Source organism: Neobacillus sp. BF23-41 (assembly GCF_041106275.1).
The window spans coordinates 15,638-32,481 of the sequence record NZ_JBGBPR010000039.1 but is presented as its reverse complement, the minus strand read 5'-3'; the positions used below and the strand labels follow the sequence as shown (position 1 = coordinate 32,481).

15 protein-coding genes, 1 tRNA gene and 1 rRNA gene are annotated in these 16,844 nt (G+C 39.2%); 10 read left to right on the top strand and 7 right to left on the bottom strand.

Annotated elements, in window-relative coordinates; all coding sequences use genetic code 11:
• Positions 1-75, top strand: a 5S ribosomal RNA gene (gene rrf / locus AB7942_RS30645); the annotation flags it as partial.
• Between the two features lie 39 nt (positions 76-114).
• Positions 115-189: transfer RNA gene (locus tag AB7942_RS28060), tRNA-Glu, on the top strand.
• Between the two features lie 229 nt (positions 190-418).
• Here AB7942_RS28060 and AB7942_RS28055 read toward each other — a convergent pair.
• The 4 genes from AB7942_RS28055 to AB7942_RS28040 form a co-directional block, all read right to left on the bottom strand.
• The gene (locus tag AB7942_RS28055; protein ID WP_168241120.1) at positions 419-688 is read right to left on the bottom strand and encodes an excalibur calcium-binding domain-containing protein; all 270 of its coding nucleotides are present in this window, start codon (positions 686-688) and stop codon (positions 419-421) included.
• A 565-nt stretch (positions 689-1,253) separates the two neighbouring features.
• Entirely contained in the window at positions 1,254-1,427 is a 174-nt protein-coding gene (locus tag AB7942_RS28050; RefSeq protein WP_369449399.1) for a hypothetical protein, read from the bottom strand.
• A gap of 321 nt (positions 1,428-1,748) precedes the next feature.
• Positions 1,749-2,012, bottom strand: coding sequence for a hypothetical protein (locus AB7942_RS28045; protein ID WP_335712610.1), 264 nt, complete (start codon positions 2,010-2,012; stop codon positions 1,749-1,751).
• A 1,252-nt stretch (positions 2,013-3,264) separates the two neighbouring features.
• A complete protein-coding gene (locus AB7942_RS28040; protein ID WP_369449398.1) occupies positions 3,265-4,176 on the bottom strand; it encodes a TauD/TfdA dioxygenase family protein in 912 nt (303 codons plus the stop codon).
• A 492-nt stretch (positions 4,177-4,668) separates the two neighbouring features.
• Here AB7942_RS28040 and AB7942_RS28035 point away from each other — a divergent pair, with 492 nt between their 5' ends.
• The 7 genes from AB7942_RS28035 (at position 4,669) to AB7942_RS28005 (ending at position 11,658) form a co-directional block, all read left to right on the top strand.
• Positions 4,669-5,712, top strand: coding sequence for an ABC transporter substrate-binding protein (locus AB7942_RS28035; RefSeq protein ID WP_369449397.1), 1,044 nt, complete (start codon positions 4,669-4,671; stop codon positions 5,710-5,712).
• 12 nt (positions 5,713-5,724) lie between these two features.
• On the top strand, positions 5,725-6,552 hold the full coding sequence (locus AB7942_RS28030) for an ABC transporter ATP-binding protein (RefSeq protein ID WP_335712613.1): 828 nt from the start codon (positions 5,725-5,727) through the stop codon (positions 6,550-6,552).
• A 34-nt stretch (positions 6,553-6,586) separates the two neighbouring features.
• Entirely contained in the window at positions 6,587-7,417 is an 831-nt protein-coding gene (locus AB7942_RS28025) for an ABC transporter permease (RefSeq protein ID WP_098935044.1), read from the top strand.
• Positions 7,418-7,436: 19 nt separating this feature from the next.
• Positions 7,437-8,792, top strand: a complete 1,356-nt coding sequence (locus AB7942_RS28020) for an LLM class flavin-dependent oxidoreductase (protein ID WP_369449396.1) — start codon at positions 7,437-7,439, stop codon at positions 8,790-8,792.
• A gap of 662 nt (positions 8,793-9,454) precedes the next feature.
• Positions 9,455-10,909: an NADP-dependent glyceraldehyde-3-phosphate dehydrogenase gene (locus AB7942_RS28015; protein ID WP_369449395.1), complete on the top strand. Its 1,455-nt coding sequence runs from the start codon at positions 9,455-9,457 to the stop codon at positions 10,907-10,909.
• Positions 10,910-11,063: 154 nt separating this feature from the next.
• Positions 11,064-11,249, top strand: coding sequence for a hypothetical protein (locus AB7942_RS28010; protein ID WP_335440481.1), 186 nt, complete (start codon positions 11,064-11,066; stop codon positions 11,247-11,249).
• A 220-nt stretch (positions 11,250-11,469) separates the two neighbouring features.
• Entirely contained in the window at positions 11,470-11,658 is a 189-nt protein-coding gene (locus tag AB7942_RS28005) for a hypothetical protein (protein ID WP_088090008.1), read from the top strand.
• Positions 11,659-12,147: 489 nt separating this feature from the next.
• Here the strand turns inward: AB7942_RS28005 and AB7942_RS28000 are convergent, their stop codons facing one another.
• From AB7942_RS28000 to garR, 3 genes are all read right to left on the bottom strand, one after another.
• Entirely contained in the window at positions 12,148-13,467 is a 1,320-nt protein-coding gene (locus AB7942_RS28000; protein WP_369449394.1) for a gluconate:H+ symporter, read from the bottom strand.
• Between the two features lie 66 nt (positions 13,468-13,533).
• A complete protein-coding gene (locus tag AB7942_RS27995) occupies positions 13,534-14,970 on the bottom strand; it encodes a four-carbon acid sugar kinase family protein (protein WP_483310941.1) in 1,437 nt (478 codons plus the stop codon).
• A gap of 3 nt (positions 14,971-14,973) precedes the next feature.
• Complete coding sequence (gene garR / locus AB7942_RS27990) at positions 14,974-15,867, bottom strand: 2-hydroxy-3-oxopropionate reductase (RefSeq protein ID WP_369449392.1); 894 nt, start codon at positions 15,865-15,867, stop codon at positions 14,974-14,976.
• A gap of 230 nt (positions 15,868-16,097) precedes the next feature.
• On the opposite strand from garR, the gene AB7942_RS27985 reads away from it, so the two are divergent.
• Positions 16,098-16,715, top strand: a complete 618-nt coding sequence (locus tag AB7942_RS27985) for a GntR family transcriptional regulator (protein WP_483310939.1) — start codon at positions 16,098-16,100, stop codon at positions 16,713-16,715.
• Positions 16,716-16,844: the final 129 nt, after the last annotated feature.

Below are 16,844 nucleotides of genomic sequence, written 5' to 3'. Positions count from 1 at the left end.
AACACGGAAGTTAAGCTTCTCAGCGCCGATGGTAGTTGGGACACGCGTCCCTGTGAGAGTAGGACGTTGCCAGGCTAACCCTTTGGGGTTATTTTTTTTGTTCAAATTTAATATGGCCCCTTGGTCAAGTGGTTAAGACACCTCCCTTTCACGGAGGTAACACGGGTTCGAATCCCGTAGGGGTCACCATATTTACCAAGGTTTTTTAAAAAATAGCAAATCTGATAGTCAGATATTTTATCTGATTTCTTGATAATAAAAAAAGTCGTATACATATCAAGCAACCTAGTGAGTTTTAGTATGTGACTTACAAATCCTTGAAGAGAATTATTACGAACCATTAAAGTGCACCCATCTCTCAGAAAACAACCAAAAATAAAGGAGGACTGATCAGCCCTCCTTTTGATATTTATACCTATTATCGCTCACATGCAATAAAATCTTTATCCCGGTCACTTTTCTTATTAGCGTCATACAGCGCTTTTGAAACGTATGGCTTGTACTTAGTTTTCCCCCCTTTGTTTTTAACATTAGATGCTCTTGCCACTCCACCTTTGAAATCCTTATTCAAAGCAGTACAGTTTTGGTAAGTTTTAATCTTTACCTGTGCTTCCGCAGAATCAGTCAAACTGAAGGATAGCCCCACAACTAATCCCAAAGAAAGTAAAATAGTAAACAACTTTTTCATATTTTTCATACTCCCTATATTGAAATCTAATTTCCATAATAGGGTATTATTAGGGAAATTTCAATACAAATATGATGAGATCTGGTATATTTGCACTACCTCACATAGCCCTACTTATATCATAAATCTCCATGGCAGTCCCCGACAGACAGATCAAAATAAAGCATCCAATAAATCATCCATGCTTTTATTCCTCAATTTTAATAACATTCTAGATTATTTCCCCAAACTAAGTTCACTAGAGGAAAATAAGCAACTAGTCACAATAATGGGTTTGGGCACGGACCCTGGTTCAGTAGCTAAACAAGGTTCCTTTTTAAAAGAGTCATTGTTGAAGACAGACCTCGACATTCTTTTTATACTTTTAAAGGGATAAAGTCAGGAAGGGAGCGTGCTGAGGCTACTATTAATTAAACGTTTGTGTAGTAGGGGAAAGGTGGTAAATAATAATGAAAAGGTGGTAAAAATGTGGCTATTCCACAAATAATGCCTCGAAAAAAAATAAGAGGAAGTCAGTCAGCGTTCGCAGCACACCCTAACCGGGACTTCTCTTTTTAAATAGTAATTATTTCTCAATTGCATGATTAAACTTTTCCAATTGTTCCTGTAGGACTGAAATGTAATTCATCATTGCTACTCTCACTATTGAAGGATAGTAACGACTGTTAAGTTCTTGCTCACATTCCTCTAAATCCATCTTCTTAACTGTAATAATTTTATTCAATTCTTCTGTGCTCATTGAAAATCACCCCTATTTATCGGAAAAATCATTATCAAGTTCTCCACTCTCCTAACCTATCTTTTATATGATCAGGATGGACAAATTTTTCATAGCTTATACAAAAGTTACCTCTGTTAAATTTTTTTCTCATAGATGAGGAAACTTAGACCGGGGCTGCTGAAAAAGTAATTACTTCAATAAAAAAACGTGTGTTTTACTCGTAAATAGTAAGAAAAAAGATACGGATCATCTACATATGGTAGATGATCCGTATCTTTTACACATAAAGAGGACTTATCACTGGTCCTGAACCGTCCCTGTGGAGCTTTCATTTTTATTTTAAGAAAATCCTCCCCCGAGTATAAGGGCCGCACCTAATATTAGGACTAAGAGTAAGGCTAAATAACCTATTATGCTAATAATCGTGATAATCCAACCGATGACCTTTCGATTTGTTTTTATTAGATAAATACCCAAAGCGATCAAACCAAAAATGAATCCGAGAATTCCCCAAAGGATGGGGCTTTTACCATGCTTACGAGAATCAATCACTAAATAAATCGTTAGGATTATATTTAAAAACAATCCAATAAAACCTTCCAAATTAAACTCCCCTTACTATGTTCAAATTGTATTCTTAAAATGAAATTATACCAGAAAATTCGAACGTTAGAGCAAAAGATATTCCCTTTTATAAGGGAATTTGAAAACTCCCGGTAAAAATATAAAAAACCATGCTGCTTTTCCAACATGGTTTCGATCATACAGTTCTAGCACTTCTCCTTTTTATTCTAAAATAGATAGAACATATTGCTAAATTTGTGCAAATAAAGCTAACTTTTAGGCGGATGTGGGTGTCTGGAGGGGAAAAATTAGTACAATGAGTAGCTTATCAGCGAACTATTGAAGGATATCAGCGCACTGGACCATTTTATCAGCGGAAAACCGACTTTTATCAGCGGAAATGCCACTTTTATCAGCGAAACTAGCATCTTATAAGTCAATAAATCTCCGAAGCTGTGAAATAAGAACCATAATTGTGTTGTATTAATCTGAGTTTGAGATAATTTCCAATTATTATCCAACAAATGTCGTAAGTTTCGGAAAATATGTAGTAAGATTCAAAAAATATGTAATAAGAGCCTGAAAATATGTAGTAAGGAGCAATAATTACGTAATAAGGATTTGAAGTTTGATATAATTCCCAATTATTGTCCAGCAAATGTCGTAAGTTTTGGAAAATATGTAGTAAAATCCTAAAAATATGTAGTAAAAGCCTAAAAATATGTAGTAAGGAGCAATAATTACGTAAAAAGGTCTGAAGTTTGAGAGGATTACTCATGGAGGAGCTCGTTCAAATGATATTTTGTGTAAAATTATACTTTAATAGTTAGCGTTTATGATTTATAAAATGACTTGTCCCTTTAATGGGCGAATTTTTGAGTTTAATGAGCGAATCTTCGAGTTTTATGAGCGAATTTTGGGCTTCAATGGGCGAATTTAGTGTTTTTATGGGCGAATTTAGAAGTAATAGGATTCAGTGCCTGTCAGAGCGACCGAGTCTAGGTCGTAACATATAGTGGGTGGGATACCCGTCGAGTAAGAGCTGCCACTGAACTTCGGGTGCCTGACACCACCCGATATTCCGCAAGTTCTGTCAAAAAACAAATAGGCATCAGTAGCGGCCTTCCTATATTTGGTTGTAAAGTGAAAAAGCCTAAATTCTCCCTATTTTAAAGGGAGAATTTAGACTTTAAATATTCTGAGGGGTTTACCGTGGAAATTCCATTTTCCCACGTTGTCCCATTTTGGGATCATGATTACCTTTACTTTATCTTCATAGGATAGAAGAAACTTATTTATTTTTTCTAATTTTTGTTTTTGTGGCACTGCGGCGACCATCTAAACTAATAGGCACGTCTCCATCAATGGTTATTCTTCGGACCACTCTTTGTGCATGACCGTAGTCATTCACTGCGTAATGTTGGGTGGCGCGGTTATCCCAAATGACCACATCTCCCGCTCTCCATTTCCATCGTACCGTATTTTCGAGTTGTGTTACATGTCCTTGTAGGATGGAGAATAAATGAGCCGAATCGGTGGAAGAAAGACCGCTAAAATTTTTGACAAAATGACCGAGTAGAAGATGGCGCTCTCCGGTTTCAGGATGTACATGGACAACTGGGTGTTCGGTTTCGTATAGGGTAGAAGTAAAGACTTCCTCATGGCGTTTGATCGCTTCATCCGAAACATTATGGTGTTTTGCTGCATAATCATAAGCGTTGGTATGGACCGCCCATAATTGATTCGCTAGATTTTGTAATTCTGTTGGAAGATTTTCATAGGCCGTAGCCGTGTTTGCCCAAACGGTATCACCTCCTGCCTCCGGTATCTCCACTCCACGTAAAATGGAGAATTTTGGGTACGCTGCTTCAAATGTTACATCTGTATGCCATGAATTGGCTCGGCCGCCATGTTCGGAATGAAGTTCTAATATATAGTTTGTGCCATCTTTTGCTGGTACAGTTGGATGAACAACTGGATTACCAAGCAGTTGTGCAAAGGCTTCTTGTCCTTGATCGTCCAGATGATTTTGATCACGGAAAAAAACAACCTTATACTTTAACAGCGCTTCACGGATAGATTTAACTGTAGTGGAGTCTAGTTCTCCGGAAAGTTTCACACCTGATAATTCTGCTCCAATACGTCCAGCCACTGGTTTTGCTACAATTCCTGCTTCATTTTGAACTTCTTTGACATTACTCATTTTTATTTCCTCCTTGTTTTTAGCCGTAAAAGCCAGCTATAATAATGGACCGATAAGACGAAAGAAAGCCAGAGCATAATAGCTCTGGCTTCCAGGTGACTGGTCAGCAATTCAATTGCTTGTAAATTTAATTAATATAATTCATATCGGCTTAATGTGATTTTAATTTTCTAAAAAACATCTGTCAATAACTAATTTTGATTTTTTAGTCTTTTTGAAAAATTAATTTTATTTTAAATTTTTCGTTGACGACTGAAAATTGAATTGGTAATATAAGTGAAAACCAAGTAACCCAATAGGAAATCCAGAATTTAATTAACCGGTCAACCGGAGACTTTTCTTTTTAAAGAAATGTCTCCGGTTTTTTTTATCGAGAAAAAGGCATGCCTGTAGAAAGGTGAACGTTTGATCAGACTTTTTTTCTCGTGGCTGGTAATGGATTTTTCGATTGGATCGGTTGGTTTTAATTTTAAGAGAAGGTAGGGGCCAGTTATGAAGATTTGGAGAACCAAGGCACTTTTATTTTTAATTGTATTATCAGTTGTTATTTCGGCTGGATGCCAGGAGAAAAAGACAGGAGCGACAGAAACAAAAGGAAATGGCGCGTATGAAACGCTGAAACTCAGGTATGAAGGATCGGTGGGTTCGGTCACTTATCCAGAGTTAGCAGAGGATTTAGGCTATCTTGGTCCGATTAAACTTGAATGGATCGGAAATCAAACAAGCGGGCCTGCCTCTATTCAAAACGCAGCTACCGGTCAAACCGACTTTGGCGGTGCATTTAACGGGGCCATTGCCAAATTGATAGCGAGCGGAGCACCTATAAAATCGGTCATTGGTTATTACGGCAGTGATAAGGATACATATACCGGCTATTATGTATTGAATGACAGTTCGATAAAAAATGCGCGCGATTTAATTGGAAAGAAGGTTGGCATGAACACAATGGGAGCTCATGCTGAATTCGTTTTAAAAGAATATTTAAAACAAAATGGACTCACAGATGAAGAAATTAAGAAAGTGACTTTAGTTGTTCTGCCACCGGTAAGTACAGAGCAAGCACTGCGACAAAAACAAATTGATGTCTCTGTTTTGACTGGGATGTTAGGGGATCTGGCTGTGAAAAATGGGGGGATCAGAAAGCTTTTTAGTGATTATGATTTGTTGGGTCCTTTTACAGCAGGCGGCTATGTCTTTACCGAAAAATTCATTAAACAAAATCCACATACGGTGAAAAAGTTTGTTGAGGCTACAGCAAAAGCCATTGTATGGGCACAGACCCATTCACGAGAAGAAGTGATAGCCCGTTATGAATCCATTATTAAGAAACGGGGGCGCAAGGAAGATACAAACACGGTGCAATATTGGAAAAGTACAGGTATTGCGGAGAAAGGTGGAGTTATTCAGGGGAAGGAATTTAAAATTTGGGTCGATTGGCTAAAGAAAAATGGTGAGTTCAAAGATGGCCAAGTGAAACTAAGTAATTTGTATACCAATGAATTTAATCCTTATAAGGGTGAAATTGAAAAAAAGTAAAGAGGTGAGAGGATGACGGCAAAAATTCAGTTTGAACATGTCAGTAAGGTTTTTAAAGTAAGGGATTTAAATCAAGGAAAGGGAGCGCTTAAAGAATTTACAGCCATTAAAAATGTTCATTTTTCGGTGAATAGTGGAGAGTTTCTTTCATTAGTAGGCCCATCAGGATGCGGAAAATCAACTTTGCTTGATCTTTTAGGAGGGTTGACGAAACCAACCTCCGGACGGATATTATTGGATGGAAAACCGATAGAGGGACCCGGTTTAGATCGGGGAATTGTCTTTCAGCAGTATGCGCTATTGCCTTGGAAGACAGCTAAAGGAAATATTGAATTTGGCTTAGAATCAAAAGGTGTTCCTAAAAAGGAGCGGGCTGAAATTTCTCGATACTTTTTGTCACTGGTTGGATTATCGGGTTTCGAAGATCGTTATCCGCATGAACTTTCGGGTGGAATGAAGCAGCGTGTGGCTATTGCCCGAAGTTTGGCGTTTGACCCTGAAGTGTTGTTAATGGATGAACCGTTCGCTGCACTCGATGCGCAGACGCGTGAAACCTTGCAAACAGAATTACTTCGAATCTGGGAACATACGAAAAAAACCATTGTTTTCATTACACATGGGATTGATGAGGCGGTGTATCTTGGACAGCGTGTTGCCGTAATGACTTCCCGACCGGGAACGGTTAAACAAATTATTGATAATCCGCTTCATTCAACCAGTCACGAAGAGGATTTACGTTCGACAACAGCATTTGCAAATGCACGTCACCAAATTTGGGATTTGCTTCGAGAAGAAGTAGTCAAAGCGCAAAAAGTTGAGAATAAGGATCAATCAGCTTAACAAAGTTCAATTATTTTATAGAAGAGGTGAGGAAATGTCTGATTTTGGTAAATCGTTCACAGCGCCAATGCAAACATCCCATCGGATTCGTTTTTCTTTTCATTGGGTGCAAAGTCTTGTAAAACAATCTATTGTCATATTGCTTTTACTAATCCTTTGGGAGATTGCTCCCCGAATGGGGTTAGTGGATCCCACATTCTTTCCGCCATTTACAAAAGTAGCAGAGAGTTGGTGGGGATTAGTGATTTCGGGTGATCTGTATGCCCACTTTCAGGCCAGTATTCTCCGTTCACTTTTCGGATTTGGGTTGGCGATCCTCGTTTCTATTCCTTTGGGGCTTATCATTGGGTGGTATCCACTGGCAAGTGAATTGTTAAATCCGGTGCTGGAGGTGTTTCGTAATACAGCTGCCTTAGCGTTATTACCTGTCTTTATTTTGCTGCTTGGGATTGGAGAAACATCTAAAGTTTCAATCGTCTTTTTTGCTTGTACGTTTCCGATTCTTTTAAATACGATCAATGCTGTTCGAAATGTAGATCCTTTACTCATTAAGGCCGCCAAATCCATGGCTCTTCCCTCCTACCGGCTATTTTATAAAATAATTTTGCCGGCTTCTATTCCGACTATTTTTACCGGAATACGTATGGCTGGATCATCATCCATTCTTGTGTTGATTGCTGCCGAAATGGTTGGAGCTAAGGAAGGTTTGGGATATCTTATTAATTATTCGCAACAGAACTTCCAAATTACGCAAATGTATGCAGGTATTATTACGATTTCATTACTTGGTGTGGCCATAAATTATCTATTGGTATCCTTAGAAAGAAAATTTTCAAGTTGGAAAACAAATTCAAATCAACAATAAAGGAAAGAAGGAATGAAACATGACTCAAAATAATCGGGAAATGAAATTAGGAGCATTTTTTATGATTCCTGGACATCATGTCGCAGCTTGGCGTCATCCAAAAGCGGAATCCCATCAAACCATGAGTTTTGATTTTATCAAAAGACTAGCCCAAACAGCAGAGCGTGGAAAGTTTGATATGGTTTTTCTTGCAGATAACTATGCAGTGAGAGGGAAAAATCAAACGGTACTGGGCCAAACTGTGAATACGTTATTTGAACCCTTTACCCTGTTATCCGCCCTTTCTGCTGTGACAAATCATATCGGATTTGTAGGAACGGTATCTACTACTTTTAATGAGCCATATAATGTTGCCCGCAGGTTCGCCTCTCTTGATCATTTGAGCGGCGGCCGTGCAGGGTGGAATGTTGTCACATCAAGCACTGACGTAGAAGCTCAAAATTTTAATTTAGAACAGCAGCTCCTTCATGAAAAACGGTATGAACGGGCTGAAGAGTTTGTCGATGTGGTCACGAAGCTGTGGGATAGTTGGGAGGATGATGCGTTAATTATTGATAAAGAGTCAGCTCAATTTGCGGATTCATCCAAAATACACTCCATTAATCATAAAGGTGAATGGTTTTCCGTAGCTGGTCCATTAAATATCTCCCGCCCGGTGCAAGGGCATCCTGTTGTGATCCAGGCTGGTTCTTCTGAAGCAGGGAAGGAGCTTGCGGCGCGGACAGCCGAGGTTATATTCACTGCTTGGCAAACGATTGAAGAAGCTAGAAGCTTTTATGCGGATGTAAAAGGAAGAATGGCGAAATACGGTCGCTCACCAGAGGACCTGAAGATTATGCCTGGAGTTTTCCCTGTTATTGGTAGTACAGAGGAAGAAGCGGAAGAAAATAAGGCGCTGCTTGAGGAACTTATACCGGAAGAAGCGGGGATCTCTCTTTTATCTGGCATGATAAGTGTTGATTTATCAGGATATCCGGTGGATGGACCACTTCCAGATTTGCCTGAATTGAATCAGATAAACGGGGGGAAAAGTCGTTTCCAATTATTAAAGGATCTTGCAGATCGTGAAGGATTGACGATTCGCAAACTGTATCAACGGATAGCCGGTGCCCGCGGACATCGGGAAATCAAAGGCACACCTGAGCAAATTGCGGATCATATGCAAGAATGGTTTGAAAATGGAGCAGCGGACGGCTTCAATGTCATGCCACCTTATTTACCTGGTGGTCTTGATGATTTCGTTGATCTCGTGATTCCCGTCCTTCAACAACGTGGATTGTTCCGAAAAGAATATACAGGTAGCACATTAAGGGAGAACCTGGGATTAAAGCGGCCAGTTAATACTCTTATTGAGCCCATAAAAGAAACCATATAACCATCAATTTTAAATCCCATACGCGGTAGAATTCAAGAAGGCAGAAACCCTCTCTAAATCTAAGGGTATCTGCTTTTTTTTAGTTTTAAGAGATCATAGTATTATCCAGAAAATGTCGTAAGTTTTGGAAAACATGTAGTAAGTTTCGGATTATATGTAATAAGAGCCTGAAAATATGTAGTAAGGTTCAATAATTATGTAATAAGAATCCTGAAGAGACCCCCTACTTTGAGAAACATGGCTACGTTTCGATATAAATTCGTACCATAGATAAATTATCTGAGATAAAGGGGAAAGAATATTTATGAATTTTGGTCTATGAATAGTTAGGATTTATAATGATTGAATTTTGTCTATTTTTGTAATGTTTTGATATTTTTTGTAGAAACTATATTTATTTTTCTTAATATGATCCATAATATTTTTTGTAGAACTCCAATCTTTTATGGAAAGGGAAAAAATGAAATATTAAAATATTAAAAAATATAATCTAAAGTGGTCCTGATGAAGGAATGACTGATCTTGCAAGAATAAAAAAGTAACAAGATGAATTTTTTTTACACAAGTCGGGACATTTTATGTTTATATGGGACAAAATAAGTCCCAAACCATTATGTTGCAATTTATTCAAAATATATTAAAAACTTCAAGGAGGATTTATTATGCCAACAAACGTATTATCCTTAACAGCTTATCCTTTTTATATAAATGGGGAATGGAGAGAAAGTAAGTCTGGTGAAACAATTAAAATCACGTCACCTTATCTTTATGAAGAGATTGGAGAAGTACAGGCGATTACAACTGAAGAGGTAGATGAGGCAATTTATTATGCTTATATAGCCCAAAAAAATTGGGCAGGAACTTCCCTTCAAGAACGAGCAAAGTTTTTGTATAAATGGGCAGATGAATTAGTGAATATGCAAGATGAAATTGCTGAAATCATTATGAAAGAAGTAGGGAAAAGTTTGAAGGATGCAAAGAATGAAGTCATACGTACTGCGGATTTCATTCGTTACACGGTTGAAGAAGCAATGCATATGCATGGTGAAAGTATGAAGGGAGATAGCTTCCCGGGCGGTTCTAAGTCTAAGATTGCGATTGTTGATCGTGTTCCACTGGGAGTAGTCCTAGCCATCCCTCCATTTAACTATCCGGTCAATTTAGCTGCTGCTAAACTGGCACCTGCACTTATTTCCGGGAATGCAGTCATCTTTAAACCTGCTACACAAGGCGCGATCAGCGGGATTAAAATGATTGAGGCTCTTCACAAAGCAAACTTTCCAAAAGGTCTTGTCAATATCGTGACAGGTCGTGGTTCGGTTATTGGTGATTACTTAGTGGAGCATAAAGGAATTAATATGATTTCCTTTACAGGTGGAACAAATACCGGAACTCGCTTAGCGAAAAAAGCGGGCATGATTCCACTTGTCCTTGAGCTTGGCGGGAAAGATCCTGGTATTGTGCGTGAAGATGCTGATTTAAATGAAGCGGCGAAACATATTATCAGCGGTGCATTTTCTTATTCTGGTCAGCGTTGCACAGCGATTAAACGCGTATTAGTTCATGACAGTGTTGCGGACGAGCTTGCTTCGATTTTAAAAGAAGAAATTGAAAAACTGGTGGTAGGCTCCCCTGAAGACGGCAGCACGGTTGTCCCGTTAATTGATGAACAGTCTGCTGACTTTGTTCAAGGATTAATTGAGGATGCCATTGAAAAAGGTGCAACTCTTGTAACAGGAAATAAGCGTGAACGCAATTTAATTTACCCTACTCTTCTTGATCATGTGACAGAAGACATGGCTGTAGCTTGGGAGGAACCGTTCGGGCCTGTGCTGCCAATAATCCGTGTATCCTCTGATGAAGAAGCGATCAATATTGCGAATGAATCTGAATTTGGTTTACAGGCAAGTGTCTTTACCAAGGATATTAATAAAGCATTTGCGATTGCGAATAAAGTTGAAACAGGCTCAGTTCAAATAAACGGACGTACCGAACGCGGCCCGGATCATTTCCCATTTATCGGTGTAAAAGGATCCGGAATGGGTGCGCAAGGTATCCGCAAGAGCATTGAATCGATGACGCGTGAAAAAGTAACTGTACTAAATCTTGCTGAGTAATATAAATTTGTAAAATTGTAACTTTAATTCCTAATAGAGGGGTCCTTATTGGCCCTTCCTTGTTCATTTCCTTTGGAAGCTTTAAAAGCAATTTGCGTTGCATTGGCCCCAGCAAGTCTAGGGGTCCCACCAAATAAAAGGAGTTGGAAGATTTATGAAGAATACTAATAGCCTTACTATAGAGGAATTAGAAAGACGAATTGCTCATTTTGAGGATCGTCTTAAGGATTTTATTATTACCGAGGAACAAATTGAGTTTATCAAAGAAAGGTTAAGGGAACTAAAAAACGCTAAAGAGTGTTTATCATGGGAATCGGTCCGGTACCTGCCAGTCAAGTAGCGTTACAGAAAGCAGGGCTTAGTGACCTTTTTTAATTTAGAGTTCGCTTTAAGGGTACCCTAAACCTTGCTCTTTAGCGATTATATAGATGAAAATGGTAAGACATCTCAATATTTTGTATAACAAATTTAATCCGCTCCTAAAAAACATTTTAAAGCGGAAACATGCATTATCAATCTTTCTGGCTTGATTTTTTGTAAATCAAAAAGAGGTGAGTAGATTGAAAACAAAACAAGAAATACTTGAAGAGTTGAAAACAGAATTGCTACGGATTGGTTCAACCAACCAAAGGGATTATGATTTGTTGAAGAAGAAAGGACAAGTCTTTAGTACAACCATTTGTCGCAGGTTAAAGTTAAGTTGGCCTGAAGTCGTCAATCAAACTGGATTAAAGTTTTTTTCTACATAGAAAGAATTCGTAAAAAATAAACTTTGTTTAACGAGATCAAAAGATTCTATCAATAAGGAATACTTAATCCGAGGGGAATTAGCACAATGAGCAGCTTATCAGCGAATTATTGAAGGATATCAGCGAACTGAACCATTTTATCAGCGGAAAACCGACTTTTATCAGCGGAAATGCCACTTTTATCAGCGAAACTAGCATCATATCAGCTTAATGAATCTCCGAAGCTACGAAAGTAAGAACCTATATTGTGTTGTATTAATCTGAAGTTTGATATAATTTCCAATTATTATCCAGTAAATGTCGTAAGTTTCGGAAAATATGTAGTAAGAGTCAGAAAATATGTAATAAAAGCCTGAAAATATGTAGTATGAGTCGGAAAATATGTAGTAAGGACCAATAATTATGTAATAAGAATCCTGAATATAAAAAGACCACCCTATTGCCTGCTACTGCTACGGCGCGAGGGTGGTCTTTTAATTTTGCTTCTCCCTATAGGAACATATTGATAATTAGCACACCAGCAAGTCCGACAAGGGATGCAATCGTTACCATTACTGACCAGGTGCGAATGGTTTTACCGATGCTTAGGTTGAAGTATTCTTTATAAATCCAGAAACCGGCATCGTTTACGTGAGAGAAGGTCATACTTCCTGCACCGGTTGCTAGTACCATTAGTTCTGGGCTAACGTGTGCAGAAGCAACGAGTGGTGCGGCAATACCGGCTGCTGTTAATCCAGCAACGGTTGCTGAACCTAGGACTACCCGTAGGATCGCAGCGATTAACCAGGCGAGGATTAACGGCGACATGGTGGAACCTTCCATCAGATGGGCAACGTATTTATCAACATGACTGTCGATGAGTACTTGTTTGAATGCACCGCCAGCTCCAATGATTAAAAGAATCATCGCGATGCTGCTGATTGATTCTGTGATCGAGTTCATGATTTCTGGCATTTTTTTACCTCGATTTAAACCAAAGGTAAAGATGGCGACTATGACAGCGATTAATAGGGCAATACCAGGATTTCCTAAAAATTTAGCTGTTTCAATAAGTGATGATTCAGGCATCGTGATTTCAACGATGGCTTGGAAGGCAATCAGAATGACAGGGATAAGGGCCGTAAATACACTAATCCCAAAACCAGGCATTTCTTTTTCTGTAAACTGCTTAGGATTAAAAAGTCCTTTTGGAATTTTAACTTCCAACTCTTCTTTTTTAAACGTCTTTGTATATAATGGTCCACTGATAATGATTGCTGGAATACCGATAAGAATTCCATATAATAATGTTTTACCTATATTGGCATTGTAAACACCGGCAACGGCTGTTGGTCCAGGGTGTGGCGGAACAAATCCATGCATGGTGATCAAAGCCGCAATAACGGGCATCCCAATATAAAGAATTGGTACACCTGCTGTTGCTGCGATTGTGAAGACTAACGGAATTAACACAACCACACCCGTTTCAAAGAATAGCGCAATCCCAACAATGAAGGCTGTTAGAACAGCCGCAAGCTGTACTCGTTTTTTTCCAAATGCGTTAACCAATGTGGTGGAGATTCGTTGTGCACCACCAGAATCGGCCATTAGTTTACCAAGCATACCCCCAAAACCAATAACCAGTACGAGATTGCCAAGGGTTCCGCCCAAACCGGATGTGACGGATGTTATCGCTTCGATTGGAGTCATTCCTTCCATAACCCCTACCAGTAATCCAACAATAACCAATGATATGAAGGCGTTTACCTTGAAGACGACCATTAATAATAGCAATAGGGCAACCCCTATACAAATATAGACGATTGGCATGTTTCTCCCTCTTTCCCCTTTGAAAGTGTGGAATGCCAGAACGGCATTCCAATCGATCAGTTAAATTTACTTCGTGCTTAAAATCTCTACCACTGCTTTTAAATCACTTTGTGTTCCAACATTGCCTGGAAAAATAACATAGGACATGCCTGGATACTTACTTTCATCCCCAGTTCTCCAGACAGGAATTCCCGGTCTAATTTGTCCAGCAACGGTTGCTCTTCTTACCCTTAGTCCTTTTGTCCCTACATCGCTGGAGGTAATTCCACCTTTTGCGACAAGGAAATTCGGTTTCACCTGTAATCTCGTTACAATGCTTGTTACCGCATCCGAAATCGTCACAGACATTTTTAACTCTTCTTCTTTTTTATTCTCGCCAAGATCAAGCCGTTGTCTACTTGTATAAACGGCAACGGTTTTACCGGATCGGATCAGTGCTTCGGTGGTTTCTACCACGCGGTCGCATTCCGCTTTGAATTGCTCTGGTTGTAAAACTAAATGACTATTAAACTCGATAAATTCAATGGTGGTTAATTCTTTTAATTTTTCTAGCTGTTCCGTCGTCTTCTTCACATGGGAACCGATAATAACTAATCCGCCATTCCCTGTTTCTTCTATTATTAATTCTTCTCTCGTTAGCAGAGCTTTATCGCTGACTCCGCCTATGACCTTTGGAAGAGCGGCTGCACTTCTAAAAAGGAAGTTCTTTCCGGCATTGATTGCTTGTACTAAGGCAGCCGTGAATACTTTAACATCGACTTCGTCGACTGCATTCACTACAACTTTATTAAAATCGTTTACCTGAAGAAGCTGTTCCGTGATGGCGTCAATCTCCATGGCCCGTAATTGTTCGAGTGAGATATATACTGTATTTTTAGCAAGAAATAAACCGTTCGACTTTTCTTCTATCCATTCTCCTAAATGAGAACTGGAATAGCCAAATGTCCGGTCTTTTGCAAATTCGGTTTCGCCTGCAGGTACAAGCTCTTGACCATTTTGAACATAGTGGATGTTGTTAATGGTCAATCGACCGCCTTCTTTGAAAAATGGCAGGATGACCTCACCATCTATTTTCAAATCAGAACCTGATTCGAGTGTATCCTTTAAAACGGTCGTTTCTAGTGGATAATGTCCTCTAAGTGTGGAATCTCCACGGCTAATAATGAGGAATTCTCGATTTAATTTAGAAGCTACGGTTAAAATGTTAGCGGCGATCTCACGATGAGCCTTTTCGGTTTCTTCCGCTGTAAAGCCTCGGGAATTTGTCAAAATGAAAAACATGGACTGCTCTTCGTTAAAGCCCTGCTCAATACTTTCTTCAGACCAATCCGTGAAAACGGAGATATCATGGACGGTTTGGACACCTGTTGGATCATCATCGAGGACGATGATTTTTTTGTTTAGGCTTTTTAGTGCTTCGGTAGCTAATTGATTGACTGCCTGACGGTCCACCTCAGGGACGGTTTCTAGGTACGCTGCGGATATTCTGTTCGTTTCAGTCATCATTTACGCCTTCTTTACTTCAACATTGGCAAGCTTTTCATAATAACGGACAATGCTGCCATGATCGTCTTTTATTTTTCCATCGACCTTTAATGCATGAAAAATTTCTAGCAATTGACTTGATAATGGAAGTGGAACGCCAATTTCATGGGCAGTGTCCATTACATTCGTAATATCTTTCATGTTGATGGCAATACTGCCGCCAGCTACGAAGTTTCTGTCTAAAATCAATGGTACCTTGGCATCCAGAACAGCACTTCCAGCAAGTCCGCCGCGGATTGCTTGGTACATTTTTTCAATATCAATACCTGCTTTCGCTGCTAGAACAAGTGCCTCGGACATCGCTGCTATGTTAAGGTTTACAATAATTTGATTGGCAAGCTTTGCGGTCACGCCACAGCCATGATCACCAACTAAGATCACGTCTTTCCCCATCCCGTAGAGGACCGGCAGAACGCTTTCAAAAACATCTTCTTTCCCACCAACCATAATGGCTAATGTACCATCAATTGCTTTTGGTTCGCCGCCGCTGACTGGCGCATCTAGCATGCCAACGCCTTTTTCCGCTGCCGCTGCTGCTAGTTCCCGTGAGACTTCAGGTGTAATTGAACTCATATCGATAATGACCGAACCTGCTTTGGCCCCTGCCAAGATTCCATTTTCACTTAAAACAACTTCTTCAACATGTTTTGAGGCAGGTAACATTGTGATAATGACATCACTGTTTTCTGCTACTTCTTTCGCAGAATGAGCCGCCACTGCTCCAGCTTCAACCACCTGATGGACGGCTTCTTGATTTAGATCATTCACCGTAAGTGAAAATCCCGCTTTGATTAGGTTTAATGCCATTGGTTTCCCCATAATTCCTAGACCTATAAAACCGACTCTTTGTGTCATGATAAATTCCTCCTCATTCTATTTGAAATCTTATAAGTTAAGCGATCCATTCATCTGCAATCGCTTTCAGATGTCGTTTACAAAAATTATTGTACACGAATTTTTAATTTTTGTATACAAATAATTATTTTTCGTATACAAAAATTAGTGAAACTGATGTCTATTGTATTTTTTTGACAAGAATTTTGGTAAAATAAATGTAGGTTTGAAGAGATATAGAGGTGAACAGTGTGTTAGAAAGTAATCGTTCTCGTCCTGCTTCCCACCAATCCTATGAGATCCTTCGTGATAGGATCTTAAATGGAGAACTTCCTGGTGGTACCAAAATTGTCGAGGAAAAAATTGCTGCCGAATTAGGTGTCAGTAGAACACCCATCCGGGAATCGATTCGAAAGTTGGAGCATGAAGGGCTTATTGAGAATAAAAAAGTAGTGAAGCCGTCCGAAAAGGATTTGCGAAATATGTTTCAAGTACGAATGCTCCTTGAGGGCTATTCCGCTCAGTGTGCAGCGTCCTATTTAAAAGAAAATGAGCTTCAATCATTACATCAATGTGTGGAGATAGGGAAGACAGGAACAGTCGAGGAAATTATGGAAGCAAATGAGCGGTTTCATGAAATTATTGTCGAAGCCAGTAATAACCCGGTCATGATTGATATTATTGATCGGATGTCATCCATCATTTACCTTTTCCGTAAAACAGTCGTATTCTACAACCGCCCCCATTTAATCGACGAACACGAGCAAATATACCAAGCCATTAAAGCAAGAAATGGAGAAAAAGCAGAAATGCTAATGAAAACCCATCTACAAGCGGATTTGGAATTTTGCTTGCATCTGTTAAGGTGATAAGGAAACAAGTGACACGATGCGCCTCGAAATTTGTCGAGTTAGATCACTCAATTATTAATCAAAAAGGCAGAACCCCTTACTAAATATAAGGGTTTCTGCCTTTTTTATGAGAACTGCCCCTGAGGT